General features: G+C 57.0%; 35 protein-coding genes. 2 read left to right on the top strand and 33 right to left on the bottom strand.

Annotated elements, in window-relative coordinates; genetic code table 11:
* Positions 1 to 39: 39 nt before the first annotated feature.
* Entirely contained in the window at positions 40 to 1032 is a 993-nt protein-coding gene (locus ACZYR5_RS25825) for a GlxA family transcriptional regulator (RefSeq protein WP_489092209.1), read from the bottom strand.
* A 95-nt stretch (positions 1033 to 1127) separates the two neighbouring features.
* Here ACZYR5_RS25825 and ACZYR5_RS25820 point away from each other — a divergent pair, with 95 nt between their 5' ends.
* Positions 1128 to 1676 carry a cysteine hydrolase family protein gene (locus ACZYR5_RS25820; RefSeq protein ID WP_489092208.1) on the top strand — a complete coding sequence of 183 codons (549 nt, stop codon included), beginning with the start codon at positions 1128 to 1130 and terminating at the stop codon, positions 1674 to 1676.
* An 84-nt stretch (positions 1677 to 1760) separates the two neighbouring features.
* Here the strand turns inward: ACZYR5_RS25820 and ACZYR5_RS25815 are convergent, their stop codons facing one another.
* Together ACZYR5_RS25815 and ACZYR5_RS25810 are read right to left on the bottom strand one after the other, a co-directional pair.
* Positions 1761 to 2270 carry a single-stranded DNA-binding protein gene (locus ACZYR5_RS25815; RefSeq protein ID WP_027617696.1) on the bottom strand — a complete coding sequence of 170 codons (510 nt, stop codon included), beginning with the start codon at positions 2268 to 2270 and terminating at the stop codon, positions 1761 to 1763.
* Positions 2271 to 2279: 9 nt separating this feature from the next.
* The gene (locus tag ACZYR5_RS25810) at positions 2280 to 3677 is read right to left on the bottom strand and encodes an MFS transporter (RefSeq protein ID WP_489092207.1); all 1398 of its coding nucleotides are present in this window, start codon (positions 3675 to 3677) and stop codon (positions 2280 to 2282) included.
* A gap of 188 nt (positions 3678 to 3865) precedes the next feature.
* Between ACZYR5_RS25810 and uvrA the strand changes: the two genes are divergently transcribed.
* The gene (gene uvrA / locus ACZYR5_RS25805; protein ID WP_489092206.1) at positions 3866 to 6700 is read left to right on the top strand and encodes an excinuclease ABC subunit UvrA; all 2835 of its coding nucleotides are present in this window, start codon (positions 3866 to 3868) and stop codon (positions 6698 to 6700) included.
* A gap of 66 nt (positions 6701 to 6766) precedes the next feature.
* On the opposite strand, the gene bfr is transcribed toward uvrA, so the two are convergent.
* The 30 genes from bfr to rpsJ form a co-directional block, all read right to left on the bottom strand.
* Positions 6767 to 7231, bottom strand: coding sequence for a bacterioferritin (gene bfr / locus ACZYR5_RS25800; protein WP_489092205.1), 465 nt, complete (start codon positions 7229 to 7231; stop codon positions 6767 to 6769).
* A gap of 149 nt (positions 7232 to 7380) precedes the next feature.
* A complete protein-coding gene (locus tag ACZYR5_RS25795; RefSeq protein ID WP_489092204.1) occupies positions 7381 to 8835 on the bottom strand; it encodes a catalase in 1455 nt (484 codons plus the stop codon).
* Positions 8836 to 9058: 223 nt separating this feature from the next.
* The gene (gene rplQ / locus ACZYR5_RS25790; protein ID WP_003176402.1) at positions 9059 to 9445 is read right to left on the bottom strand and encodes a 50S ribosomal protein L17; all 387 of its coding nucleotides are present in this window, start codon (positions 9443 to 9445) and stop codon (positions 9059 to 9061) included.
* A gap of 42 nt (positions 9446 to 9487) precedes the next feature.
* Complete coding sequence (locus ACZYR5_RS25785) at positions 9488 to 10489, bottom strand: DNA-directed RNA polymerase subunit alpha (protein ID WP_007924176.1); 1002 nt, start codon at positions 10487 to 10489, stop codon at positions 9488 to 9490.
* Between the two features lie 26 nt (positions 10490 to 10515).
* The gene (rpsD, locus tag ACZYR5_RS25780) at positions 10516 to 11136 is read right to left on the bottom strand and encodes a 30S ribosomal protein S4 (protein WP_027617691.1); all 621 of its coding nucleotides are present in this window, start codon (positions 11134 to 11136) and stop codon (positions 10516 to 10518) included.
* Positions 11137 to 11154: 18 nt separating this feature from the next.
* Positions 11155 to 11544: a 30S ribosomal protein S11 gene (gene rpsK, locus ACZYR5_RS25775; protein WP_002555466.1), complete on the bottom strand. Its 390-nt coding sequence runs from the start codon at positions 11542 to 11544 to the stop codon at positions 11155 to 11157.
* A 30-nt stretch (positions 11545 to 11574) separates the two neighbouring features.
* Positions 11575 to 11931, bottom strand: coding sequence for a 30S ribosomal protein S13 (gene rpsM, locus ACZYR5_RS25770; RefSeq protein WP_042729624.1), 357 nt, complete (start codon positions 11929 to 11931; stop codon positions 11575 to 11577).
* A gap of 130 nt (positions 11932 to 12061) precedes the next feature.
* Positions 12062 to 12178, bottom strand: coding sequence for a 50S ribosomal protein L36 (gene rpmJ / locus ACZYR5_RS25765; RefSeq protein ID WP_002555468.1), 117 nt, complete (start codon positions 12176 to 12178; stop codon positions 12062 to 12064).
* Between the two features lie 24 nt (positions 12179 to 12202).
* On the bottom strand, positions 12203 to 13531 hold the full coding sequence (secY, locus tag ACZYR5_RS25760) for a preprotein translocase subunit SecY (RefSeq protein ID WP_027617690.1): 1329 nt from the start codon (positions 13529 to 13531) through the stop codon (positions 12203 to 12205).
* Positions 13532 to 13969, bottom strand: a complete 438-nt coding sequence (gene rplO, locus ACZYR5_RS25755; RefSeq protein ID WP_003228720.1) for a 50S ribosomal protein L15 — start codon at positions 13967 to 13969, stop codon at positions 13532 to 13534. It abuts the gene before it with no gap.
* Positions 13970 to 13972: 3 nt separating this feature from the next.
* A complete protein-coding gene (gene rpmD / locus ACZYR5_RS25750) occupies positions 13973 to 14149 on the bottom strand; it encodes a 50S ribosomal protein L30 (RefSeq protein WP_003176408.1) in 177 nt (58 codons plus the stop codon).
* 2 nt (positions 14150 to 14151) lie between these two features.
* Positions 14152 to 14652 carry a 30S ribosomal protein S5 gene (gene rpsE, locus ACZYR5_RS25745; protein WP_010566852.1) on the bottom strand — a complete coding sequence of 167 codons (501 nt, stop codon included), beginning with the start codon at positions 14650 to 14652 and terminating at the stop codon, positions 14152 to 14154.
* 3 nt (positions 14653 to 14655) lie between these two features.
* Positions 14656 to 15006 (bottom strand): 50S ribosomal protein L18, encoded by a 351-nt coding sequence (gene rplR / locus ACZYR5_RS25740; protein ID WP_003186037.1) that lies wholly within the window; start codon positions 15004 to 15006, stop codon positions 14656 to 14658.
* Between the two features lie 10 nt (positions 15007 to 15016).
* Positions 15017 to 15550 carry a 50S ribosomal protein L6 gene (rplF, locus tag ACZYR5_RS25735; protein WP_025129400.1) on the bottom strand — a complete coding sequence of 178 codons (534 nt, stop codon included), beginning with the start codon at positions 15548 to 15550 and terminating at the stop codon, positions 15017 to 15019.
* Between the two features lie 12 nt (positions 15551 to 15562).
* Complete coding sequence (rpsH, locus tag ACZYR5_RS25730) at positions 15563 to 15955, bottom strand: 30S ribosomal protein S8 (RefSeq protein WP_003186040.1); 393 nt, start codon at positions 15953 to 15955, stop codon at positions 15563 to 15565.
* 208 nt (positions 15956 to 16163) lie between these two features.
* The gene (gene rpsN / locus ACZYR5_RS25725; protein WP_027617689.1) at positions 16164 to 16469 is read right to left on the bottom strand and encodes a 30S ribosomal protein S14; all 306 of its coding nucleotides are present in this window, start codon (positions 16467 to 16469) and stop codon (positions 16164 to 16166) included.
* Between the two features lie 13 nt (positions 16470 to 16482).
* The gene (rplE, locus tag ACZYR5_RS25720; RefSeq protein ID WP_003210069.1) at positions 16483 to 17022 is read right to left on the bottom strand and encodes a 50S ribosomal protein L5; all 540 of its coding nucleotides are present in this window, start codon (positions 17020 to 17022) and stop codon (positions 16483 to 16485) included.
* A 20-nt stretch (positions 17023 to 17042) separates the two neighbouring features.
* On the bottom strand, positions 17043 to 17357 hold the full coding sequence (gene rplX, locus ACZYR5_RS25715; protein ID WP_003186046.1) for a 50S ribosomal protein L24: 315 nt from the start codon (positions 17355 to 17357) through the stop codon (positions 17043 to 17045).
* 11 nt (positions 17358 to 17368) lie between these two features.
* On the bottom strand, positions 17369 to 17737 hold the full coding sequence (rplN, locus tag ACZYR5_RS25710; protein ID WP_008089810.1) for a 50S ribosomal protein L14: 369 nt from the start codon (positions 17735 to 17737) through the stop codon (positions 17369 to 17371).
* Positions 17738 to 17760: 23 nt separating this feature from the next.
* On the bottom strand, positions 17761 to 18027 hold the full coding sequence (gene rpsQ / locus ACZYR5_RS25705) for a 30S ribosomal protein S17 (RefSeq protein WP_003176419.1): 267 nt from the start codon (positions 18025 to 18027) through the stop codon (positions 17761 to 17763).
* Positions 18028 to 18029: 2 nt separating this feature from the next.
* Positions 18030 to 18221, bottom strand: coding sequence for a 50S ribosomal protein L29 (rpmC, locus tag ACZYR5_RS25700; RefSeq protein ID WP_002555481.1), 192 nt, complete (start codon positions 18219 to 18221; stop codon positions 18030 to 18032).
* Complete coding sequence (rplP, locus tag ACZYR5_RS25695; RefSeq protein ID WP_003228729.1) at positions 18221 to 18634, bottom strand: 50S ribosomal protein L16; 414 nt, start codon at positions 18632 to 18634, stop codon at positions 18221 to 18223. Before rplP ends, rpmC begins: the two co-directional genes overlap by 1 nt.
* Positions 18635 to 18646: 12 nt before the next feature.
* A complete protein-coding gene (rpsC, locus tag ACZYR5_RS25690) occupies positions 18647 to 19333 on the bottom strand; it encodes a 30S ribosomal protein S3 (RefSeq protein WP_007970424.1) in 687 nt (228 codons plus the stop codon).
* Between the two features lie 13 nt (positions 19334 to 19346).
* Entirely contained in the window at positions 19347 to 19679 is a 333-nt protein-coding gene (rplV, locus tag ACZYR5_RS25685) for a 50S ribosomal protein L22 (protein ID WP_003103908.1), read from the bottom strand.
* Positions 19680 to 19690: 11 nt separating this feature from the next.
* On the bottom strand, positions 19691 to 19966 hold the full coding sequence (gene rpsS / locus ACZYR5_RS25680) for a 30S ribosomal protein S19 (RefSeq protein WP_002555486.1): 276 nt from the start codon (positions 19964 to 19966) through the stop codon (positions 19691 to 19693).
* A 16-nt stretch (positions 19967 to 19982) separates the two neighbouring features.
* Positions 19983 to 20807, bottom strand: a complete 825-nt coding sequence (rplB, locus tag ACZYR5_RS25675) for a 50S ribosomal protein L2 (protein ID WP_007924198.1) — start codon at positions 20805 to 20807, stop codon at positions 19983 to 19985.
* A gap of 14 nt (positions 20808 to 20821) precedes the next feature.
* Positions 20822 to 21121 (bottom strand): 50S ribosomal protein L23, encoded by a 300-nt coding sequence (gene rplW / locus ACZYR5_RS25670; protein WP_002555488.1) that lies wholly within the window; start codon positions 21119 to 21121, stop codon positions 20822 to 20824.
* Complete coding sequence (gene rplD, locus ACZYR5_RS25665) at positions 21118 to 21720, bottom strand: 50S ribosomal protein L4 (RefSeq protein WP_003228735.1); 603 nt, start codon at positions 21718 to 21720, stop codon at positions 21118 to 21120. Before rplD ends, rplW begins: the two co-directional genes overlap by 4 nt.
* Before the next feature lie 12 nt (positions 21721 to 21732).
* The gene (rplC, locus tag ACZYR5_RS25660; RefSeq protein ID WP_003228738.1) at positions 21733 to 22368 is read right to left on the bottom strand and encodes a 50S ribosomal protein L3; all 636 of its coding nucleotides are present in this window, start codon (positions 22366 to 22368) and stop codon (positions 21733 to 21735) included.
* Between the two features lie 80 nt (positions 22369 to 22448).
* On the bottom strand, positions 22449 to 22760 hold the full coding sequence (gene rpsJ, locus ACZYR5_RS25655) for a 30S ribosomal protein S10 (RefSeq protein ID WP_003186070.1): 312 nt from the start codon (positions 22758 to 22760) through the stop codon (positions 22449 to 22451).
* Between the last annotated feature and the right edge of the window lie 53 nt (positions 22761 to 22813).

The raw sequence follows: 22813 nt of genomic DNA, 5'->3' as shown, positions 1-22813 counted from the left end.
ACGACCTTTCTCGACTTTCCGGCGTTTTGCACGATGGCACTAACGCGCCACTGCCGCTGGCGTCACGCCGAATCGACTGCGGTAATCGCTGGGTGCCAACCCGGTGATCTTTTTGAACGTGGCGCGGAACGCTCCCGGATCGGCATAGCCGACATTCCAGGCGATGTGGTCGATGGTGCCGTTGGTGAACTCGAGCATTTCCCGGGCTTTGCCAACCCGCAGGTGCTGACAGTACTGGGTCGGTTTCAGTCCGGTGGCGGCACGAAAGCGCCGCAGGAAGGTGCGCTCCTCCAAACCCGCCTGTTCGGCCATGGCCGTCAACGAAACCTCCACCGCGCCATTGGTTTGCAGCCAGTGCTGGACCTTGATAATCGCCCCATCGCCATGACTGAGAATGGGCGCAAAGTTGCTGCCGCACTGGCTCGCACTGTCGCTGTGCTCGACCACCAGGAAGCGCGCGGTACCGGTCGCGACGGTGGGGCCCAGCAGCCGGTCGACGAGGCGCAGGCCCAGCTCCGACCAGGCCATCAGGCCAGCAGTGGTAATCAGGTCGCCATCATCGACGATAGGCTTCTCGGCATTCAGCCGCACCTTGGGATAACGCTCGGCGAATTGCTTGGCCGAAGTCCAGTGGGTGGTGGCACTGCGCCCGTCGAGCAGACCACTCTCCGCCAGCAGGATCGAACCCACGCACACCCCCCCCAAGGTCGCGCCGCTGGCGTGTTGCTCGCGCAACCAGTGGAACAGCGCTGGGGATGCCTGGCCCTCGGAAAAACCAGCGATCGACGGCGGAATCAACAGCGCCATCAACCCGCCCTCTTTCCCGGGGACACTGTCGAAGACTCGTTGCGGTGCGTGTTCGGCGTCCGCCTGCCAATGACTGACCCGCAGCACCGGCAATGACGCGCTCTGGTATTCGGCGGCAATGCGATTGGCGACGCCGAACAGGTCGGTCAAGCCATGGACCGCCGCCATCTGTGCGCCGGGATAGATCAGCACGCCCATCTCGACGACTGTGCGTTCTGCGCCCATTGTCAGTTTTCCCCTTGTTATTGTCGGTGCGGCCAATTCTCGATGCGCGTGGCAGCTTCGATACTGAGCTCACACACATTGCAGAGGAAACACCCATGGCCAAGCAAGCGCTCATCGTAGTCGATATCCAGAACGACTACTTCCCTCAAGGCAAATGGCCACTAGTGGGTGCCGACGCCGCTGCCGACAACGCCGTACGCCTGATCAAGGCCTTCCGCGATGCTGGCGATTCGGTGGTGCATATCCGCCACGAATTCACCTCCGAAGAGGCGCCGTTTTTTACCCCGAACTCCGACGGCGCCAAGCTGCACCCGAAAGTGCTCAACCGTGACAACGAACCGGTGGTGCTCAAGCACTTCGTCAACTCGTTCCGCGAAACCGAACTGAAGTCCATCCTCGACGAACAAGGCATCAAGGAACTGGTGATCGTGGGCAGCATGAGCCACATGTGCATCGACGGCGTCACCCGCGCGGCGGCAGATTTCGGCTACAGCGTCACCGTGATCCACGACGCCTGCGCCACCCGTGACCTGGAATTCAATGGCGTCGCGGTGCCGGCAGCGCAGGTGCATGCGGCATTCATGGCGGCCCTGGCGTTTGCTTATGCCAGCGTGGTATCAGCTGACGAATTCCTTGCCGCCTGAGTCTTCATAGACCGTCAGCTACCCATAAAAAAACCCGCACTTCATACCGAAGTGCGGGTTTTGTTTGGTCGGCTTGCAGCTTTCTCAGAACGGAATATCGTCATCGAAGCTGTCGAAATCCGGAGCCGGTTGCGGCGCAGCCTGTTGCGGGGCTGGACGCTGTGGCTGCTGTTGCGGAGCAGGACGTGGAGCCTGCTGGCGCGGCGCGGATTGCTGGTAGTTGTTGCCGCCTTGCTGCTGGTCACCCTGTGGACGGCCGCCCAGCAGTTGCATGGTGCCTTGCATGTCGACCACGATTTCAGTGGTGTAGCGCTTGATACCGTCTTTTTCCCACTCGCGGGTTTGCAGCTTGCCTTCGATGTATACCTGCGAACCTTTGCGCAGGTATTCGCCGGCGATTTCCGCAACCTTGCCGAACATCGATACGCGGTGCCATTCAGTCTTTTCGACTTTCTGGCCTGTCTGCTTGTCGGTCCACTGTTCGCTGGTCGCCAGACTCAGGTTGGTCACGGCGTTACCGTTAGGCAAGTAGCGAACTTCGGGATCCTGGCCGCAAGTGCCGACCAATATGACTTTGTTAACCCCACGGGCCATAACGTTCTCCTAGGCTTCACACGCTGCCGAGGCCGGGTCGTTGACCAGGCGCTCGAGGGTGGTGCGATCCAATAGTTCGGTGTCCAATTTGATGTAAATGGCTGCTTCATCAGCAACCACGATGGCATCGGTTACCCCAACGACGGCCAGCAGGCGCTCAACCAGACCCGCTTCGCGGATCGCTTCAGGCGATAACGGCAAGCGCAGGCTCGTCACATAGGGAGGTTCGCGCATGGTAACAGCAAAGGCCAACCAGAGGGCAGCCAGACCTGCGCATCCGAGGAACACAACCGACAGACCGCCATGCTGGAACATCCAGCCGCCCATGATCCCGCCCAGTGCCGAACCGAGGAACTGGCTGGTGGAGTACACCCCCATCGCCGTGCCCTTGCCGCCCGCCGGTGAAACCTTGCTGATCAGCGACGGCAGCGAAGCTTCCAGCAGATTGAACGCGGTGAAGAACACCACCGTACCAATCACCAGGGCTCGCAGGCTGTCGCCGAACTGCCAGAAGAATAGCTCAGTGAGCATCAGCGTCGCGACGGCACCGAGCAAAACTCGTTTCATTTTGCGTTTCTTCTCGCCGTAGATGATGAACGGGATCATGGCGAAGAACGAAATCAGCAGCGCGGTGAGGTAAACCCACCAGTGTTGCTCCTTGGGCAGGCCGGCCTTCTCCACCAGCGCCAACGGCAAGGCGACAAAACTCGACATCAACATCGCATGCAACACAAAAATGCCAAGGTCCAGGCGTAACAGGTCGGGATGTTTAAGCGTTGGCATCAGTGCCTGACGGGCGACGCCGGATTCACGATGCTGCAGCGGGCCGGTGGAGCGCGGCACCATGAACATCACAATGATGATGCCCAGCAGCGCCATGCCGCCGGTCGCCAGGAACAGCCCGGAAAGGCCAAAGGCGCGGGTCAGCAATGGGCCGACCACCATCGCCACGGCAAATGAAAGGCCGATGGTCATGCCGATCATGGCCATCGCCTTGGTACGGTGTTGCTCGCGAGTCAGGTCGGAGAGCAAGGCCATGACCGCGGCGGAAATCGCCCCGGCGCCCTGCAGGATCCGGCCGGCGATCACGCCCCAGATCGAGTCGGCATTCGCTGCCAGCACGCTGCCCAGGGCAAAGACAATCAATCCCAGGTAAATCACCGGACGCCGGCCGATACGATCGGAAATGATCCCGAAGGGAATCTGGAACACGGCCTGGGTCAGGCCGTAGGCGCCGATGGCCAGGCCAATCAGGGCCGGAGTCGCGCCTGCCAGGTCCATGCCGTAGGTCGCCAGCACCGGCAACACCATGAACATGCCAAGCATACGGAACGCGAACACCAGGGCCAGACCGCTTGCTGCGCGGGTCTCGCTACCACTCATGCGTTCGCTGTGGGGATCGTGCATGGAATTACCTCATGTGAACCGGCGGCGATTCTATCAGTCCCATCGATTGACGGGGTATAGGGCGACGCTTTGACGCGCAAGGATGACAAACTCTTCATTGAAGGCTGGAAAACACACATTTGATAGTGTGCATCCATCCAGTATTTGGCCTTATACTCCTACGTTTACGCCCGCCGAGCGAGGCCACCTTGGACAAGATCCTGATTCGTGGGGCTCGAACCCACAACCTGAAGAATATCGACCTGACCCTGCCACGGGACAAGCTGATCGTCATCACCGGCTTGTCCGGGTCCGGCAAGTCGTCCCTGGCTTTCGATACGCTGTACGCTGAAGGCCAGCGACGCTATGTCGAGTCGCTGTCAGCCTATGCCCGGCAGTTCCTGTCGATGATGGAAAAGCCTGACGTCGATACCATCGAAGGCCTGTCACCGGCCATTTCCATCGAGCAGAAGTCGACCTCGCACAACCCGCGCTCCACGGTCGGCACCATCACCGAAATCTACGACTACCTGCGCTTGCTTTACGCACGCGTGGGTATTCCGCGCTGCCCGGATCACGACATCCCGCTGGAAGCCCAGACCGTCAGCCAGATGGTCGACCTGGTGCTGGCCCAGCCCGAAGGCAGCAAGTTGATGCTGCTGGCTCCGGTGATTCGCGAGCGCAAGGGCGAACATCTATCGGTCTTTGAAGAGTTGCGGGCCCAGGGTTTTGTTCGCGCCCGGATCAACGGCAAGCTGTATGAGCTGGACGAAGCGCCGAAGCTGGATAAACAGAAGAAGCACACGATTGATGTCGTGGTCGACCGCTTCAAGGTGCGTGACGACCTGCAGCAACGTTTGGCCGAATCGTTCGAGACCGCGCTGAAACTGGCCGACGGCATTGCCCTGGTCGCGCCAATGGATGACGAGCCGGGCGAGGAGCTGATCTTCTCCGCACGCTTTGCCTGCCCGATCTGCGGTCACGCCATCAGCGAGCTGGAACCCAAGCTGTTCTCCTTCAACAACCCGGCGGGCGCCTGCCCGACCTGTGATGGCCTGGGGGTCAAACAGTTCTTCGACATCAAGCGCCTGGTCAATGGCGAGCTGACCCTGGCCGAGGGCGCGATTCGTGGCTGGGACCGGCGCAATGTCTATTACTTCCAGATGCTCGGGTCGCTGGCCAGCCATTACGGATTCAGCCTGGAAGTGCCGTTCAACCAGTTGCCGGCCGACCAGCAGAAAATCATCCTGCACGGCAGCGGCACGCAGAGTGTCGATTTCAAATACCTGAACGACCGCGGCGATATCGTCAAACGCTCGCACCCGTTCGAAGGCATCGTGCCGAATCTGGACCGGCGTTACCGTGAAACCGAGTCGGCCTCGGTGCGCGAAGAGCTGGCCAAGTTCCTCAGCACCCAGCCGTGCCCGGACTGCCGCGGCACTCGCCTGCGTCGCGAGGCGCGGCATGTGTGGGTCGGCGAGAAGACCCTGCCGGCAGTGACCAACCTGCCGATTGGCGATGCGTCCGATTACTTCGGCACGCTGAAGCTCACCGGCCGGCGTGGCGAAATCGCCGACAAGATCCTCAAGGAAATCCGCGAGCGCCTGCAGTTCCTGGTCAACGTCGGCCTCGACTATCTGTCGCTGGATCGCAGCGCCGACACCCTGTCCGGTGGCGAGGCGCAGCGGATTCGCCTGGCGAGCCAGATCGGCGCGGGCCTGGTGGGGGTGCTGTACATCCTCGACGAGCCATCTATTGGCCTGCACCAGCGCGACAACGACCGGCTGTTGGGCACTCTCAAGCACCTGCGGGACATCGGCAACACGGTAATCGTGGTCGAGCACGACGAAGACGCCATTCGCCTGGCCGACTACGTGGTGGACATCGGCCCGGGAGCCGGCGTGCATGGCGGTCACATCGTCGCCGAAGGTACGCCGGCCGAAGTCATGAGCCATCCGGACTCGCTGACCGGCAAATACCTGTCGGGCCGGGTGAAGATCGAAGTACCGGCCAAACGTACGCCGCGCAACAAGAAGCTGTCGCTGTCGCTCAAGGGCGCTCGGGGCAATAACCTGCGCAACGTCGACCTGGAGATTCCGATCGGCCTGCTGACTTGCGTGACGGGTGTCTCCGGCTCGGGCAAGTCGACGCTGATCAACAACACCCTGTTTCCCTTGAGCGCCACTGCACTCAACGGCGCGACCACCCTGGAGGCCGCCGTCCACGACAGCATCAAGGGCCTGGAACACCTCGATAAAGTGGTCGACATCGACCAGAGCCCGATCGGCCGCACACCGCGCTCCAACCCGGCGACCTATACCGGCCTGTTCACCCCGATTCGCGAGTTGTTCGCCGGCGTGCCGGAGTCCCGCTCACGGGGTTATGGTCCGGGGCGCTTCTCGTTCAACGTCAAGGGCGGGCGCTGCGAGGCCTGCCAGGGCGACGGCCTGATCAAGGTGGAAATGCACTTCCTGCCGGATATCTACGTGCCGTGCGATGTGTGCAAGAGCAAGCGCTACAACCGCGAGACCCTGGAGATCAAGTACAAGGGCAAGAGCATCCACGAAACCCTCGAGATGACCATCGAAGAGGCGCGGGTGTTCTTCGACGCGGTCCCCGCGCTGGCTCGCAAACTCCAGACGCTGATGGATGTGGGCCTGTCGTACATCAAGCTGGGGCAATCGGCGACCACCCTGTCGGGCGGTGAAGCGCAGCGGGTGAAACTGTCCCGCGAGCTGTCCAAGCGAGATACCGGCAAAACCCTGTACATCCTCGATGAGCCGACCACCGGGCTACATTTTGCGGATATCCAGCAATTGCTCGACGTCTTGCACCGCCTGCGCGATCACGGCAACACCGTGGTCGTGATCGAGCACAACCTGGATGTGATCAAGACCGCTGACTGGCTGGTCGACCTGGGGCCGGAAGGGGGTTCCAAAGGGGGCCAGATCATCGCCGTCGGTACGCCAGAGGAAGTCGCCGAGATGGAGCAGTCTCATACCGGCTACTACCTCAAGCCACTGCTGGAGCGTGATCGAGCCTGAGTCCGAGCCATGAAAAAGCCCCGGTCACTGATCAAGTGACCGGGGCTTTTTTTGTACAGGGAAGTATCAGGCGTGAGATTGCAGGTAGTTCTCGAGACCGATCAACTTGATCAGGCCCAACTGCTTTTCCAGCCAGTAGGTGTGATCTTCTTCGGTGTCGTTGAGCTGCACCCGCAACATCTCGCGGCTGACGTAATCCTTGTGCTGTTCGCACAGTTCAATACCCTTGCACAGCGCGGCGCGCACCTTGTACTCCAGGCGCAGGTCGGCGGCGAGCATGTCAGGCACTGTAATGCCGACATCGAGATCATCCGGACGCATGCGTGGCGTGCCCTCGAGCATGAGGATACGACGCATCAGTGCATCGGCGTGCCCGGCTTCTTCTTCCATTTCGTGATTGATGCGTTCGTAGAGCTTGGTGAAACCCCAGTCCTCATACATCCGCGAATGCACGAAATATTGATCACGCGCTGCCAGTTCGCCGGTGAGCAACGTGTTGAGGTAATCGATAACGTCTGGGTGGCCTTGCATCGCCCTACATCTCCCTGCTTGAAAGTCTGTAGTTTGAACCACGGCGACCATTTGGTCACTTGATTCGCGCGATAAAAGTGAAGATATTCTGAGAAAAGCGGTTTAAATAACGCAAAAACCGCCCAGATGAGGGCGGTTCTGCTTCTCGTTTAGACTTCGTTAAGCTCTACACCCAAGGCCTTCGCGATTGCTTCTCCATACGCCTGATCAGCGCGGAAGAAATGCTGCAACTGGCGGTCAACCACGTCACCCGAAACACCGGCCATGGCGCCTGCGATGTTGCTGACCAGCAATGCTTTCTGCTCATCGCTCATCAAGCGGAACAGCGCGCCGGCATGGCTGTAGTAATCCGTGTCTTCGCGGTGATCGTAACGGTCTGCCGCTCCAGACAAGGCCAACGCCGGCTCGGCATAGTGTGGCGCCTGTTTTGGCGAATTTACGTAGCTGTTCGGCTCATAGTTGGGCGCAGCACCGCCGTTACTGCCAAAGGCCATGGAGCCGTCGCGTTGGTAGCTGTTGACCGGGCTGCGCGGTGCATTCACCGGCAATTGCTGGTGATTGGTACCAACGCGGTAGCGGTGGGCATCCGCGTAGGCGAACACGCGGCCTTGCAGCATGCGGTCAGGTGACAAACCAACGCCTGGCACCATGTTGCTCGGTCCAAACGCAGCCTGCTCGACTTCGGCGAAGTAGTTCTGCGGGTTGCGGTTCAACTCCAGCTCGCCGACCTCGATCAGTGGAAACTCTTTCTGCGACCAGGTTTTGGTCACGTCGAACGGGTTTTCGTAGTGAGCTGCAGCCTGGTCTTCACTCATGATCTGGATGCACACCCGCCACTTTGGAAACTCGCCACGCTCGATGGCATTGAACAAGTCGCGCTGAGCGTAATCCGGATCTGTGCCTGCCAGGCGCGCTGCCTCAGCGGGCGCAAGGTTCTTGATGCCTTGCAGGGTCTTGTAGTGCCACTTGACCCAATGGCGCTCGCCGGCCGCGCTGATGAGGCTGTAGGTGTGGCTACCGAAGCCGTGCATGTGCCGGTAGCCGTCCGGAATCCCGCGATCAGAGAACAGGATGGTCACCTGATGCAACGCTTCGGGGGAATGTGACCAGAAATCCCACATCGCTTGAGCACTTTTCAGATTGCTCTGCGGCAGACGTTTTTGGGTGTGGATAAAGTCCGGGAACTTCAGCGGATCACGGATGAAAAATACCGGGGTATTGTTACCAACAATGTCCCAGTTGCCCTCTTCGGTGTAGAACTTCAAGGCAAAGCCACGTGGATCGCGTTCGGTATCCGCCGAGCCGCGCTCGCCACCAACGGTCGAGAACCGCAGGAAGGTAGGAGTTTGTTTACCCACCGACTCAAACAGCTTGGCGCTGGTGTACTGGGTAATGTCGCGGGTCACGGTGAACGTACCGTAGGCACCCGAGCCCTTGGCGTGTACGCGGCGCTCAGGGATGTTCTCGCGATTGAAGTGGGCAAGCTTCTCGATCAGGTGGAAGTCGTCGAGCAGCAGCGGGCCGCGAGGGCCGGCGGAGCGGGAATTCTGGTTATCAGCAACAGGGGCGCCACTGGCGGTGGTCAGCGTTTTGTTTTGGCTCATGCGCATACTTCCTCTTCAGTCCTGGAAACTGCCGGCTAATCGGCTGAAAAGGAGTATTGACCATGAACATGACACCTTCAAATTCATTAACTGATCGTGATCAATAGAAAATAACTAATAGTCAGTCAATGGGCAGAGTCGAAACTGGCAGTACACCCTGCACTTTTTGGACAGGCACAAAAAACCGGGCGCTAGGCCCGGTTCTTCGTTTCAGACTGACGTCTTACTCGGCGGATACAGCTTCGCCAGCAGTAGCACGATCAACCAACTCGACGTACGCCATAGGCGCGTTGTCGCCAGCGCGGAAACCGCACTTGAGGATGCGCAGGTAGCCACCCTCACGGGTAGCGTAACGCTTGCCCAGGTCGTTGAAGAGCTTACCAACGATAGCTTTCGAACGAGTACGGTCGAAAGCCAGACGGCGGTTAGCCAGGCTGTCTGTCTTGGCCAGAGTGATCAGCGGCTCGGCAACGCGGCGCAGTTCTTTGGCTTTTGGCAGAGTAGTTTTGATCAGCTCGTGCTCGAACAGCGACACCGCCATGTTTTGGAACATGGCCTTGCGGTGCGAGCTGGTGCGGCTCAGGTGACGACCACTTTTACGATGACGCATGGTTCATTCCTTACCAAACACAACGTTCGGTGATTACGACGATCAGGCAGTCGCCTTGTCGTCCTTCTTAAGACTTGCAGGCGGCCAGTTGTCGAGGCGCATGCCGAGGGACAGACCGCGGGAGGCCAGAACGTCCTTGATTTCAGTCAAGGATTTCTTGCCCAGGTTCGGAGTCTTCAACAGTTCTACTTCGGTACGCTGAATCAGGTCGCCGATGTAGTAAATGTTTTCCGCCTTAAGGCAGTTAGCCGAACGTACAGTCAGTTCCAGATCGTCAACCGGGCGAAGCAGGATCGGATCGATCTCGTCTTCCTGCTCGATTACCACTGGCTCACTGTCACCTTTGAGGTCGACGAACGCAGCCAACTGCTGTTGCAGGATGGTTGCAGCACGACGGATAGCCTCTTCAGGATCCAGGGTACCGTTGGTTTCCAGATCAATAACCAGCTTGTCCAGGTTAGTACGCTGTTCGACACGGGCGTTTTCCACCACGTATGCGATACGGCGAACCGGGCTGAACGAAGAGTCAAGCTGCAAGCGACCAATGCTGCGGCTTTCGTCTTCATCGCTCTGACGCGAGTCGGCCGGTTCATAACCACGACCACGAGCTACTACGAGCTTCATGTTCAGGGCGCCGTTAGACGCCAGGTTAGCGATTACGTGATCGGGATTAACGATCTCGACATCATGATCCAGCTGAATATCGGCAGCGGTAACCACCCCCGAACCCTTCTTCGACAAGGTCAGCGTAACTTCGTCACGACCGTGCAGCTTGATGGCCAGACCTTTAAGGTTCAACAGGATTTCAATTACGTCTTCCTGTACACCTTCGATGGCGCTGTACTCGTGGAGCACACCGTCAATCTCGGCCTCGACTACTGCGCAGCCGGGCATTGAGGACAACAGGATGCGGCGCAGCGCGTTGCCCAGGGTGTGGCCAAAACCACGCTCGAGAGGCTCGAGAGTGATCTTGGCGCGGGTTGGACTGACAACCTGCACGTCGATGTGACGGGGTGTCAGGAACTCATTTACCGAAATCTGCATGGATGCACCTATTTTCTAGCCCTTACTTACTTGGAGTAGAGCTCGACAATCAGGCTTTCGTTGATGTCGGCGGACAGATCACTGCGAGCAGGAACGTTCTTGAAAACGCCCGACTTCTTCTCAGCATCTACCTCTACCCATTCTACGCGACCACGTTGGGTGCACAGTTCGAGAGCCTGGCCAATGCGAAGCTGATTCTTTGCTTTCTCGCGAACTGCAACCACGTCACCAGCACGAACCTGGAAGGACGGGACGTTTACGGTCTGACCGTTAACGCTGATGGACTTGTGCGATACCAGCTGACGGGATTCGGCACGAGTCGAACCAAAGCCCATACGGTATACAACGTTGTCCAGACGGCATTCCAGCAGTTGCAGCAGGTTCTCACCGGTTGCGCCTTTCTTGCTGGCAGCAGCTTTGTAGTAACCGCTGAACTGACGCTCGAGAACGCCGTAGATACGACGGACCTTCTGCTTCTCGCGCAGTTGGGTGCCGTAGTCGGATTGGCGACCGCGGCGTTGGCCGTGGATACCAGGTGCAGCTTCAATGTTGCACTTCGATTCGATCGCGCGCACGCCGCTCTTCAGGAAGAGATCGGTGCCTTCGCGACGAGCGAGTTTGCATTTTGGACCAATGTAACGAGCCATTCTTTACGATCTCCTGGATTACACGCGGCGCTTCTTCGGCGGACGGCACCCGTTGTGCGGGATTGGCGTCACGTCGGTGATGCTGGCGATCTTGTAGCCACAGCCGTTCAAAGCACGAACTGCGGATTCACGACCTGGACCTGGACCCTTGACGTTAACGTCGAGGTTTTTCAGGCCGTATTCCAGCGCAGCTTGACCAGCACGTTCAGCAGCTACTTGAGCAGCGAACGGGGTGGACTTGCGGGAACCGCGGAAACCCGAACCACCGGAGGTAGCCCAGGAAAGAGCGTTACCTTGACGGTCGGTGATGGTCACGATGGTGTTGTTAAAAGAAGCATGGATGTGGGCGATGCCATCAACCACTGTCTTTTTAACTTTTTTACGAGGACGAGCAGCAGGTTTTGCCATGATTAAATTCCTGTCGATTCGCTGGGGCGATTACTTGCGGATCGGCTTACGCGGACCTTTACGGGTACGCGCGTTGGTCTTGGTACGCTGACCGCGTACTGGCAGACCACGACGATGACGCAGACCGCGATAGCAACCGAGGTCCATCAAGCGCTTGATTTTCATGTTGATTTCGCGACGCAGGTCACCTTCAGTGGTGAACTTCGCCACTTCGCCACGCAGCTGTTCAATCTGCTCGTCGCTCAGATCCTTGATCTTTGCGGCTGGGTTTACACCAGCGTCTGCACAGATCTTCTGTGCAGTTGTGCGACCAACACCATAGATGTAGGTCAGCGAGATAACAGTATGCTTGTTATCTGGAATGTTGACGCCTGCAATACGGGCCATTCAGTGGGACTCCAATTGACAGCTACCTACGCCCCGGAAGCCAAGAAATAGGGCGCGAGATAATATCGCTGTAATAACAAATAATCAACCCAGCAGCGCACTAGCTGCTGGGCTTGAAGCACAATCACACTCAGCCTTGGCGCTGTTTGTGACGCGGTTCCGCGCTGCAAATTACTCGAACAACACCTTCGCGGCGAATAATCTTGCAGTTACGGCACAGCTTTTTCACCGATGCACGAACTTTCATCACCAACTCCTCGAACCTTATGGGTCAGCGCAGCATGCCGCTGCCGTAACCCTTCAGGTTGGCTTTCTTCATCAGGGATTCGTACTGGTGCGAAACGAGGTGCGATTGTACTTGGGACATGAAGTCCATCACAACCACGACGACGATCAGCAACGAGGTCCCGCCAAGGTAGAACGGAACGTTTGCTGCAACCACCAGGAACTGGGGCAACAGGCAGACGGCCGTCATATAGAGAGCACCGAACATGGTCAAGCGAGTCAGAACGCCATCAATATAGCGTGCAGACTGCTCACCTGGACGGATACCCGGAATAAAGGCACCGGACTTCTTCAGGTTTTCCGCTACGTCTTTCGGATTGAACATCAACGCCGTATAGAAGAAGCAGAAGAAAATAATCCCTGCACTAAACAGCAGAATATTCAACGGCTGACCAGGAGCGATCGACTGCGAGATGTCCTGCAACCAGCCCAAACCTTCAGACTGACCAAACCAGGCACCCAACGAAGCCGGAAACAGCAAAATGCTGCTTGCGAAAATAGCCGGAATAACACCGGCCATGTTCACCTTCAGCGGCAAGTGGCTAGTCTGCGCAGCAAAAACCTTGCGGCCCTGCTGACGCTTGGCGTAGTGAACAGCGATACGACGCTGACCACGCTCAATGAACACCACGAAACCGATAATCGCTACTGCCAGCAAACCGATGGCAACCAGGGCGAAGATGTTGATATCACCCTGACGCGCAGACTCGAAAGACTGCCCGATTGCTCTCGGAAGACCGGCGACGATACCCGAAAAAATCAACATCGAGATACCGTTGCCAACACCACGCTCAGTAATCTGCTCACCCAGCCACATCATGAACATTGCGCCAGCCACAAAAGTGGTTACCGCAACGAAATGGAAGCCAAAGTCACCAGTGAACGCAACGCCCTGCCCCGCCAAACCAATGGACATGCCAATAGCCTGAACGAGAGCGAGGACGACAGTGCCGTAGCGGGTGTACTGGCTGATCTTGCGACGGCCAGCTTCACCTTCCTTCTTCAACTGCTCCAGCTGCGGGCTGACGGCTGTCATCAGTTGCATGATGATCGATGCCGAAATGTACGGCATGATCCCCAGTGCAAAGATGCTCATCCGCTCCAGCGCGCCGCCGGAAAACATGTTGAACAAGCTAAGAATGGTCCCCTCATTCTGTCGAAACAGGTCCGCGAGTCGGTCCGGGTTGATACCTGGAACCGGGATGTGTGCGCCTATTCGGTAGACGATAATCGCCAGGAACAGAAAACGCAGACGAGCCCAGAGTTCAGACATACCGCCTTTGCCGAGCGCAGAGAGAGCACCTTGCTTAGCCATTTATTCCTCGAACTTGCCGCCAGCTGCTTCGATAGCCGCACGCGCACCTTTGGTGGCGCCGATTCCCTTGCCGATAGTCACAGCGCGAGTCACTTCACCGGACAGCATGATTTTCACACGCTGAACGTTGACGTTGATCACGTTGGCATCTTTCAGGGACTGCACGGTGACGATGTCGCCTTCCACTTTAGCCAGCTCGGACAGACGCACTTCTGCGCGATCCATGGCTTTCAGGGAAACGAAACCGAACTTCGGCAGGCGACGATGCAGCGGCTGTTGACCGCCTTCAAAGCCTGGAGCGATGGTGCCACCGGAACGGGAGGTCTGACCTTTGTGACCACGGCCACCAGTCTTACCCAAACCGCTACCGATACCACGGCCCGGACGATGCTTTTCGCGACGGGAACCCGGCGCTGGACTCAGATCATTGAGTTTCATCGATTAACCCTCGACACGCAGCATGTAGTAGGCCTTGTTGATCATCCCGCGATTCTCGGGAGTATCCTGGACTTCTACAGTGTGACCGATGCGACGCAGACCCAGACCCTTAACGCACAGTTTGTGGTTAGGGATGCGGCCGGTCATGCTTTTGATCAGCGTTACTTTTACGGTAGCCATGATCAGAAGATCTCCTGGACGCTTTTGCCACGCTTGGCGGCAATGGATTCAGGGGATTGCATAGCTTTCAAACCTTTGAAAGTGGCGTGAACCACGTTTACCGGGTTAGTCGAGCCGTAGCACTTGGCCAGAACGTTCTGAACGCCAGCAACTTCGAGGACAGCACGCATAGCGCCGCCAGCGATGATACCGGTACCTTCAGAAGCAGGCTGCATGTACACCTTCGAAGCGCCGTGAGCGGACTTCATAGCGTACTGCAGAGTGGTGCCGTTCAGGTCAACCTGGATCATGTTGCGGCGAGCAGCTTCCATTGCCTTCTGGATCGCAGCAGGCACTTCACGCGACTTGCCACGGCCGAAGCCAACGCGCCCTTTACCATCACCCACCACGGTCAACGCGGTGAAGGTGAAGATACGGCCGCCTTTAACGGTTTTGGCTACGCGGTTAACTTGAACCAGCTTCTCGATGTAGCCTTCGTCGCGCTTTTGGTCGTTATTTGACATAACTTAGAACTCCAGCCCAGCTTCACGAGCAGCATCAGCCAGCGCTTTAACGCGGCCGTGGTACTTGAAGCCAGAGCGGTCGAAAGCCACTTGCGAGACGCCAGCGGCCTTAGCACGCGTAGCGACCAGCTGGCCAACCTTTGTGGCCGCGTCGATGTTGCCAGTGGCACCATCACGCAGTTCTTTATCCAAAGTCGAGGCAGATGCCAGAACTTTGTTGCCGTCGGCCGAAATGACCTGGGCGTAGATGTGCTGCGACGAGCGGAACACGCAGAGACGCACGACTTCGAGTTCGTGCATTTTCAGGCGTGCTTTGCGAGCGCGACGCAGTCGAGTAACTTTTTTGTCGGTCATTTGCTATGCCCTACTTCTTCTTGGCTTCTTTACGACGGACGACTTCGTCCGCGTAGCGCACACCTTTGCCTTTGTACGGCTCTGGTGGACGGAAGTCGCGGATCTCGGCGGCCACTTGACCTACCAGCTGCTTGTCGATGCCCTTGATCAGGATATCGGTCTGGCTAGGAGTCTCAGCGGTGATGCCTTCCGGCAGTTCATAATCCACTGGGTGCGAGAAGCCAAGAGCCAGGTTCAGCACTGTGCCTTTTGCTTGCGCTTTGTAACCAACACCGACCAGCTGGAGCTTGCGCTCGAAGCCTTGGCTTACGCCTTGGACCATGTTGTTTACCAACGCACGAGTGGTACCGGCCATTGCGCGAGTTTGTTGATCGCCATTGCGAGCAGCGAAACGCAGCTCACCAGCTTCTTCAACGATCTCAACGGACGAATGGACGTTCAGTTCGAGAGTGCCCTTGGCACCCTTCACCGAAAGCTGTTGGCCTGCGAATTTTACTTCGACACCGGCTGGCAGCTTAACGGGGTTCTTAGCGACGCGAGACATGCTTATCCCCCCTTAGAACACAGTGCAAAGAACTTCGCCGCCGACACCGGCAGCGCGCGCAGCACGATCAGTCATCACACCTTTGTTGGTGGAGACGATAGACACACCGAGACCGCCACGTACTTTTGGCAGATCATCGACGGACTTGTACTGACGCAGGCCTGGACGGCTAACGCGCTTCACTTCCTCGATGACCGGACGGCCTTCGAAGTACTTCAGCTCGATGGACAGCAGTGGCTTGATTTCGCTGCTGATCTGATAACCCGCAATGTAACCTTCGTCCTTCAGGACTTTGGCAACAGCTACCTTCAAAGTAGAAGATGGCATGCTTACGACGGACTTTTCAGCCATCTGGGCATTACGGATTCGAGTTAGCATGTCCGCTAACGGGTCCTGCATACTCATGGGCTAGACGCTCCTAATACAAAAAAATAAGCCTTGCGGCTACTACCTTCGCCGAGAACATCCGCGCAGAAAAAGCACGGGCTCAGGCGAGCCGGGTATTCTAGACACACCCCACAAATGAATCAAGCCCCAAAAGGGGCTTGATTCAAGTTCAAGGTCACCGGCGGTCAGGATCTTGCGATTCCAACCACCGAGACTTTGACAGTGCTTACCAGCTGGCTTTAACCAGACCAGGTACGTCACCACGCATGGCAGCTTCACGCAGTTTGTTACGGCCCAGGCCGAACTTGCGGTAAACGCCGTGTGGACGACCGGTCAGGCGGCAGCGGTTACGCATGCGCGAAGCGCTCGCGTCACGTGGCTGCTTCTGCAGTGCTACGGTAGCTTCCCAACGCGCTTCTGGACTTGCGTTCAGATCAACGATGATAGCTTTCAGCGCTGCACGCTTTTTGGCGTACTTGGCAACCGTGAGCTGACGCTTCAGCTCGCGGTTTTTCATGCTCTTCTTGGCCATTTTCCTACTCCAATCAGTTGCGGAACGGGAATTTGAAAGCACGCAGCAGAGCGCGGCCTTCATCATCGTTCTTGGCAGTGGTGGTCAGGGTAATGTCCAGACCGCGGAGAGCATCGATCTTGTCGTAGTCGATTTCCGGGAAAATGATCTGCTCTTTCACGCCCATGCTGTAGTTACCACGACCATCGAAGGACTTGGCATTCAGGCCGCGGAAGTCGCGAACCCGAGGCAGGGAGATCGACAGCAGACGATCCAGGAACTCGTACATACGCTCACGGCGCAGGGTCACTTTGACGCCGATCGGCCAACCTTCGCGGACTTTAAAGCCGGCGATGGATTTGCGAGCGTAGGTCACAACGACTTTCTGGCCGGTGATCTTTTCCAGGTCAGCAACAGCGTGCTCGATGACTTTCTTGTCGCCGATCGCTTCGCCCAGACCCATGTTCAGGGTGATTTTGGTAACGCGCGGAACTTCCATCACGTTCGAAAGCTTAAGTTCTTCCTTAAGTTTCGGAGCGATTTCCTTCCGGTAAATCTCTTTTAGTCGTGCCATGGTCTTCTACCTAGCAGTGTTCAAGCATCAACCGCTTTTTGGGTCGACTTGAAGACACGAATTTTCTTACCGTCTTCTACTTTGAAACCAACGCGGTCAGCCTTGTTGGTTTCGCCGTTGAAGATGGCGACGTTGGAAGCGTGCAATGGCGCTTCTTTCTCGACGATACCGCCCTGTACGCCCGACATCGGGTTAGGCTTGGTATGACGCTTGACCAGGTTCAGACCACCAACAACCAGACGGTTGTCAGCAAGAACCTTCAGCACCTTACCGCGCTTACCTTTGTCTTTGCCGGCGATCACGATGATCTCGTCGTCACGACGAATCTTTTGCATGTCGGATCTCCTTACAGCACTTCTGGGGCGAGCGAGACGATCTTCATGAACTTCTCAGTACGAAGTTCACGGGTCACTGGCCCAAAGATACGGGTGCCGATCGGCTCTTGCTTGGTGTTCAACAGAACAGCAGCGTTGCCATCAAAGCGGATGATAGAGCCGTCTGCACGGCGAACGCCGTGACGAGTGCGGACTACAACAGCAGTCATCACTTGGCCTTTTTTCACTTTACCGCGCGGAATTGCTTCCTTGACGGTTACTTTGATGATGTCACCGATACCAGCGTAACGACGATGGGAGCCACCCAGCACCTTGATGCACATAACGCGGCGCGCGCCGCTGTTATCGGCCACATCGAGCATGGATTGAGTCTGAATCATATAATTTCTCCGACCCCTAGTCCTTAGACTTCCACAGCGCGTTCGAGAACATCAACCAGCGCCCAAGACTTGGTCTTGGCCAGCGGACGAGTTTCACGAATAGTGACTTTGTCGCCGATGTGGCACTGATTGGTTTCGTCGTGCGCGTGCAGCTTAGTCGAACGCTTAACGTATTTACCGTAGATCGGGTGCTTAACGCGACGCTCGATCAGAACGGTGATGGTTTTGTCCATCTTGTCGCTGACAACACGGCCAGTCAGCGTACGGACAGTCTTTTCGGCTTCAGCCATGATCACTTACCTGCCTGCTGGTTGAGCACAGTTTTCACGCGAGCGATGTCACGCTTAACTTGCGAGAGCAGATGAGACTGCCCCAACTGGCCAGTTGCTTTCTGCATACGCAGATTGAACTGGTCGCGCAGCAAGCCGAGCAGTTGCTCGTTCAGCTGCTGTGCGGATTTTTCACGAAGTTCATTCGCTTTCATCACATCACCGTCCGTTTAACAAAGGAGGTGGCGAGCGGCAGCTTTGCAGCAGCCAGGGCGAAAGCCTCACGCGCCAGCTCTTCAGAAACACCCTCGATTTCATACAGGACTTTGCCTGGCTGAATCTGGGCAACCCAGTATTCCACGTTACCCTTACCTTTACCCATCCGAACCTCGAGAGGTTTTTTGGAAATCGGCTTGTCCGGGAATACACGGATCCAGATCTTGCCACCACGTTTTACGTGACGGGTCAGAGCACGACGCGCTGACTCGATCTGACGAGCGGTGAGACGACCACGAGCAACAGACTTCAGCGCGAACTCGCCGAAGCTGACTTTGCTACCGCGCAGTGCCAGACCACGGTTGTGGCCGGTCATCTGCTTGCGGAACTTCGTACGCTTAGGTTGCAACATTTGGCGTACCCCTTACTTAGCAGCTTTTTTACGAGGCGCTGGTGCTTGTGGTTTCAGTTCTTCTTGGCGACCACCAATTACTTCGCCTTTGAAGATCCAAACCTTTACACCGATCACACCGTAAGTGGTGTGCGCTTCGTAGTTGGCATAGTCGATGTCGGCACGCAGGGTGTGCAGTGGCACACGACCTTCGCGATACCATTCAGTACGTGCGATTTCAGCACCGCCGAGACGACCGCTCACTTGGATTTTGATGCCCTTGGCACCAATGCGCATGGCGTTCTGTACTGCGCGCTTCATAGCGCGACGGAACATTACGCGACGCTCCAGCTGCTGAGCTACGCTCTGCGCAACCAGCATACCGTCGAGTTCCGGCTTGCGGATCTCTTCGATATTGATGTGCACAGGCACACCCATTTGCTTGGTCAGGTCCTGACGCAGCTTCTCAACATCTTCACCTTTCTTCCCGATAACGATACCTGGACGAGCGGTGTGGATGGTGATGCGTGCAGTTTGGGCCGGACGATGGATATCGATACGGCTTACGGACGCGCTTTTTAGTTTGTCTTGGAGATACTCACGCACATTCAGATCTGCGAGCAAATAGTCCGCATAAGTCCGACCGTCTGCGTACCAGACGGAGGTGTGCTCCTTGACGATTCCCAGGCGAATGCCAATGGGATGTACTTTCTGACCCATCTCTTCGACTCCGTTACTTGTCAGCAACCTTGACAGTGATATGGCAAGACCGCTTGACGATGCGATCAGCACGGCCTTTGGCACGTGGCATGATGCGCTTCAGCGAACGCCCTTCGTTGACGAAAACAGTGCTGACCTTCAGGTCATCAACGTCTGCGCCTTCGTTATGCTCGGCGTTGGCTACGGCCGACTCCAGCACTTTCTTCATGATCTCGGCGGCTTTCTTACTGCTGAAAGCCAACAGGTTGAGCGCTTCGCCCACCTTTTTCCCGCGGATCTGGTCGGCGACCAAGCGGGCTTTTTGGGCGGAGATTCGAGCGCCCGACAACTTAGCGGCTACTTCCATTTCCTAACCCCTTAACGCTTGGCTTTCTTGTCTGCCACGTGCCCGCGATAAGTGCGGGTACCGGCGAACTCGCCCAGTTTGTGGCCGACCATGTCTTCGTTCACGAGAACTGGGACGTGCTGACGACCGTTGTGTACTGCGATGGTCAGACCGACCATTTGTGGCAGGATCATCGAACGACGCGACCAGGTTTTCACCGGTTTGCGATCGTTCTTCTCCGCCGCCACTTCGATCTTCTTCAGTAGGTGAAGATCGATAAAAGGACCTTTTTTCAGAGAACGTGGCACTGTCGTATCCCTCTATTTACTTGCGACGACGGACGATCATTTTGTCGGTACGCTTATTACCACGAGTCTTCGCGCCCTTAGTCGGGAAGCCCCATGGCGATACCGGATGACGACCACCAGAGGTACGACCTTCACCACCACCATGTGGGTGGTCAACCGGGTTCATGGCAACACCACGAACGGTTGGGCGAACGCCACGCCAGCGTTTGGCACCAGCTTTACCCAGCGAACGCAGGCTGTGCTCGGAGTTCGAGACTTCGCCCAGGGTCGCGCGGCACTCAGCCAGCACTTTACGCATCTCACCGGAACGCAGACGCAGGGTCACGTAGACACCTTCGCGAGCGATCAGCTGAGCCGAAGCACCAGCGGAGCGAGCAATTTGCGCGCCTTTGCCTGGCTTCAATTCGATGCCGTGTACGGTGCTACCAACTGGAATGTTACGCAGTTGCAGAGCGTTGCCCGGCTTGATCGGTGCCAGGGCACCTGCGATCAGCTGGTCGCCAGCGCTCACGCCTTTAGGGGCGATGATGTAGCGACGCTCGCCATCTGCGTACAGCAGCAGAGCGATGTGAGCAGTACGGTTTGGATCGTATTCGATACGCTCGACAGTGGCAGCGATGCCATCTTTGTCGTTGCGACGGAAGTCGACCAGACGATAATGCTGCTTATGACCACCACCAACGTGACGAGTGGTAATGCGGCCATTGTTGTTACGACCACCAGACTTCGATTTTTTCTCGAGCAGCGGTGCGTGAGGAGCGCCTTTGTGCAGCTCCTGGTTGACCACCTTGACCACAAAACGGCGGCCAGGGGAAGTCGGTTTGCATTTAACGATTGCCATGATGCACCCCTTCCTTACTCAGCACTGCTGCTGAAATCGAGATCTTGGCCTGGCTGAAGGGAGATAACTGCCTTCTTCCAGTCATTACGCTTGCCCAGACCGCGAGCAGTGCGCTTGCTCTTACCCAGAACGTTCAGGGTAGTAACACGCTCTACTTTCACGCTGAACAGGCTTTCGACGGCCTTCTTGATTTCCAGCTTGGTTGCATCAGTAGCAACCTTGAAAACGAACTGGCCTTTCTTGTCAGCCAGAACCGTAGCCTTCTCGGAAACGTGCGGGCCAAGCAGAACTTTAAATACGCGTTCCTGGTTCATCCCAGCAGCTCCTCGAATTTCTTCACGGCCGACACAGTGATCAACACTTTGTCGTATGCGATCAGACTAACTGGATCGGAACCTTGCACGTCACGTACATCTACGTGTGGCAGGTTACGAGCAGCCAGGTACAGGTTCTGATCAACAGCGTCCGACACGATCAGAACGTCGGTCAGGCTCATGTTGTTCAGTTTGCCCAGCAGATCTTTGGTTTTCGGAGTTTCAACAGCGAAATCCTGAACCACGACCAGACGATCAGTACGCACCAGCTCAGCAAGGATGGAACGCATTGCTGCGCGATACATCTTCTTGTTCAGCTTCTGGGAGTGATCTTGTGGACGAGCTGCGAAAGTGGTGCCGCCGCCGCGCCAGATTGGGCTACGGATAGTACCGGCACGAGCACGGCCAGTACCTTTCTGACGCCAAGGGCGCTTACCGCCACCACGAACGTCGGAACGGGTCTTTTGCTGCTTGCTACCTTGACGGCCGCCGGCCATGTAGGCCACGACTGCTTGGTGAACCAGCGTCTCGTTGAATTCGCCGCCAAATGTCAGTTCGGAAACTTCGATCGCTTGAGCGTCATTTACATTTAATTGCATGTCAGCTTCCCCTTAACCGCGAGCCTTGGCTGCTGGACGTACAACCAGGTTGCCGCCAGTAGCGCCAGGAACAGCGCCCTTGACCAACAACAGATTGCGTTCAGCGTCCACGCGCACTACTTCCAGGGACTGCACGGTCACGCGCTCAGCGCCCATATGACCGGACATTTTTTTGCCCTTGAATACACGACCAGGAGTCTGGCACTGGCCGATAGAGCCTGGGACGCGGTGGGATACGGAGTTACCGTGGGTGTTATCTTGCCCGCGGAAGTTCCAACGCTTGATCGTACCCTGGAAGCCTTTACCCTTGGACTGACCGGTTACATCAACCAGTTGACCAGCGGCGAAGATTTCAGCGTTGATCAGATCGCCAGCCTGGTACTCGCCTTCTTCAAGACGGAATTCCATGGTGGTGCGACCAGCGGCAACGTTCGCCTTGGCGAAGTGGCCAGCCTGAGCTGCTGTTACACGCGAAGCGCGACGCTCGCCGACAGTGACTTGCACTGCACGATAGCCATCGGTCTCTTCAGTTTTGAACTGGGTGACGCGATTCGGCTCGATCTCAATGACCGTGACCGGAATGGAGACACCTTCTTCGGTGAAAATACGGGTCATACCGCATTTACGACCGACTACACCAATAGTCATGTTGTAAACCTCATGAGTGTACGGGGCTTTCACCCGCTATGGCCGCCCATTTCAGAGCGTTACACGACTAAGACCGAGTCTTAGCCGAGGCTGATCTGCACTTCCACACCGGCCGCAAGATCAAGCTTCATAAGTGCATCAACGGTTTTATCCGTTGGCTGGACGATGTCCAGAACGCGCTTATGAGTACGGATCTCGTACTGGTCACGCGCGTCTTTGTTGACGTGCGGGGAGACCAGAACGGTGAACCGCTCTTTACGGGTAGGCAGTGGAATTGGACCACGCACTTGAGCACCAGTACGTTTCGCGGTTTCCACGATTTCCTGGGTGGATTGGTCGATCAGGCGATGGTCAAAAGCCTTCAACCTGATACGGATTTGCTGATTTTGCATTGGATTTCAGACTCCGGCTGCTATTCCCAGCGAGCGCAATACGCCCGTTAAAA

The sequence above is a fragment of the Pseudomonas sp. F007 genome, assembly GCF_057814275.1.
This window is presented reverse-complemented; position numbering and strand designations above follow the sequence as displayed.

Coding starts and splice junctions, on each gene's coding strand:
- ACZYR5_RS25820 (WP_489092208.1), top strand. CDS start 1,128: ATGGCCAAGCAAGCGCTCATCGTAGTCGATATCCAGAACGACTACTTC.
- ACZYR5_RS25815 (WP_027617696.1), bottom strand. CDS start 2,270: ATGGCCCGTGGGGTTAACAAAGTCATATTGGTCGGCACTTGCGGCCAG.
- rplO (WP_003228720.1), bottom strand. CDS start 13,969: ATGAAACTCAATGATCTGAGTCCAGCGCCGGGTTCCCGTCGCGAAAAG.
- rplR (WP_003186037.1), bottom strand. CDS start 15,006: ATGACCGACAAAAAAGTTACTCGACTGCGTCGCGCTCGCAAAGCACGC.
- rplX (WP_003186046.1), bottom strand. CDS start 17,357: ATGCAAAAGATTCGTCGTGACGACGAGATCATCGTGATCGCCGGCAAA.
- rpsD (WP_027617691.1), bottom strand. CDS start 11,136: ATGGCTCGTTACATTGGTCCAAAATGCAAACTCGCTCGTCGCGAAGGC.
- ACZYR5_RS25810 (WP_489092207.1), bottom strand. CDS start 3,677: ATGCACGATCCCCACAGCGAACGCATGAGTGGTAGCGAGACCCGCGCA.
- rpsN (WP_027617689.1), bottom strand. CDS start 16,469: ATGGCCAAGAAGAGCATGAAAAACCGCGAGCTGAAGCGTCAGCTCACG.
- rplQ (WP_003176402.1), bottom strand. CDS start 9,445: ATGCGTCATCGTAAAAGTGGTCGTCACCTGAGCCGCACCAGCTCGCAC.
- secY (WP_027617690.1), bottom strand. CDS start 13,531: ATGGCTAAGCAAGGTGCTCTCTCTGCGCTCGGCAAAGGCGGTATGTCT.
- rplE (WP_003210069.1), bottom strand. CDS start 17,022: ATGGCACGACTAAAAGAGATTTACCGGAAGGAAATCGCTCCGAAACTT.
- ACZYR5_RS25825 (WP_489092209.1), bottom strand. CDS start 1,032: ATGGGCGCAGAACGCACAGTCGTCGAGATGGGCGTGCTGATCTATCCC.
- rpsJ (WP_003186070.1), bottom strand. CDS start 22,760: ATGCAAAATCAGCAAATCCGTATCAGGTTGAAGGCTTTTGACCATCGC.
- rpsK (WP_002555466.1), bottom strand. CDS start 11,544: ATGGCAAAACCTGCTGCTCGTCCTCGTAAAAAAGTTAAAAAGACAGTG.
- rpmJ (WP_002555468.1), bottom strand. CDS start 12,178: ATGAAAGTTCGTGCATCGGTGAAAAAGCTGTGCCGTAACTGCAAGATT.
- ACZYR5_RS25795 (WP_489092204.1), bottom strand. CDS start 8,835: ATGAGCCAAAACAAAACGCTGACCACCGCCAGTGGCGCCCCTGTTGCT.
- rplN (WP_008089810.1), bottom strand. CDS start 17,737: ATGATTCAGACTCAATCCATGCTCGATGTGGCCGATAACAGCGGCGCG.
- rplC (WP_003228738.1), bottom strand. CDS start 22,368: ATGACTATTGGTGTAGTCGGTCGTAAATGCGGTATGACCCGTATTTTC.
- rpsQ (WP_003176419.1), bottom strand. CDS start 18,027: ATGGCTGAAGCCGAAAAGACTGTCCGTACGCTGACTGGCCGTGTTGTC.
- rpsM (WP_042729624.1), bottom strand. CDS start 11,931: ATGGCCCGTATTGCAGGCGTCAACATTCCAGATAACAAGCATACTGTT.
- rpmD (WP_003176408.1), bottom strand. CDS start 14,149: ATGGCTACCGTAAAAGTAACGCTGATCAAAAGCATGACCGGCCGCATC.
- rpsE (WP_010566852.1), bottom strand. CDS start 14,652: ATGTCAAATAACGACCAAAAGCGCGACGAAGGCTACATCGAGAAGCTG.
- rpsC (WP_007970424.1), bottom strand. CDS start 19,333: ATGGGTCAGAAAGTACATCCCATTGGCATTCGCCTGGGAATCGTCAAG.
- rplP (WP_003228729.1), bottom strand. CDS start 18,634: ATGTTGCAACCTAAGCGTACGAAGTTCCGCAAGCAGATGACCGGCCAC.
- rplV (WP_003103908.1), bottom strand. CDS start 19,679: ATGGAAGTAGCCGCTAAGTTGTCGGGCGCTCGAATCTCCGCCCAAAAA.
- rplW (WP_002555488.1), bottom strand. CDS start 21,121: ATGAACCAGGAACGCGTATTTAAAGTTCTGCTTGGCCCGCACGTTTCC.
- rplB (WP_007924198.1), bottom strand. CDS start 20,807: ATGGCAATCGTTAAATGCAAACCGACTTCCCCTGGCCGCCGTTTTGTG.
- bfr (WP_489092205.1), bottom strand. CDS start 7,231: ATGCAAGGCCACCCAGACGTTATCGATTACCTCAACACGTTGCTCACC.
- rplD (WP_003228735.1), bottom strand. CDS start 21,720: ATGCAATTAAATGTAAATGACGCTCAAGCGATCGAAGTTTCCGAACTG.
- ACZYR5_RS25785 (WP_007924176.1), bottom strand. CDS start 10,489: ATGCAGATTTCGGTAAATGAGTTCCTGACACCCCGTCACATCGACGTG.
- rplF (WP_025129400.1), bottom strand. CDS start 15,550: ATGTCTCGCGTCGCTAAGAACCCCGTTAAGCTGCCAGCCGGTGTCGAA.
- rpmC (WP_002555481.1), bottom strand. CDS start 18,221: ATGAAAGCGAATGAACTTCGTGAAAAATCCGCACAGCAGCTGAACGAG.
- rpsH (WP_003186040.1), bottom strand. CDS start 15,955: ATGAGTATGCAGGACCCGTTAGCGGACATGCTAACTCGAATCCGTAAT.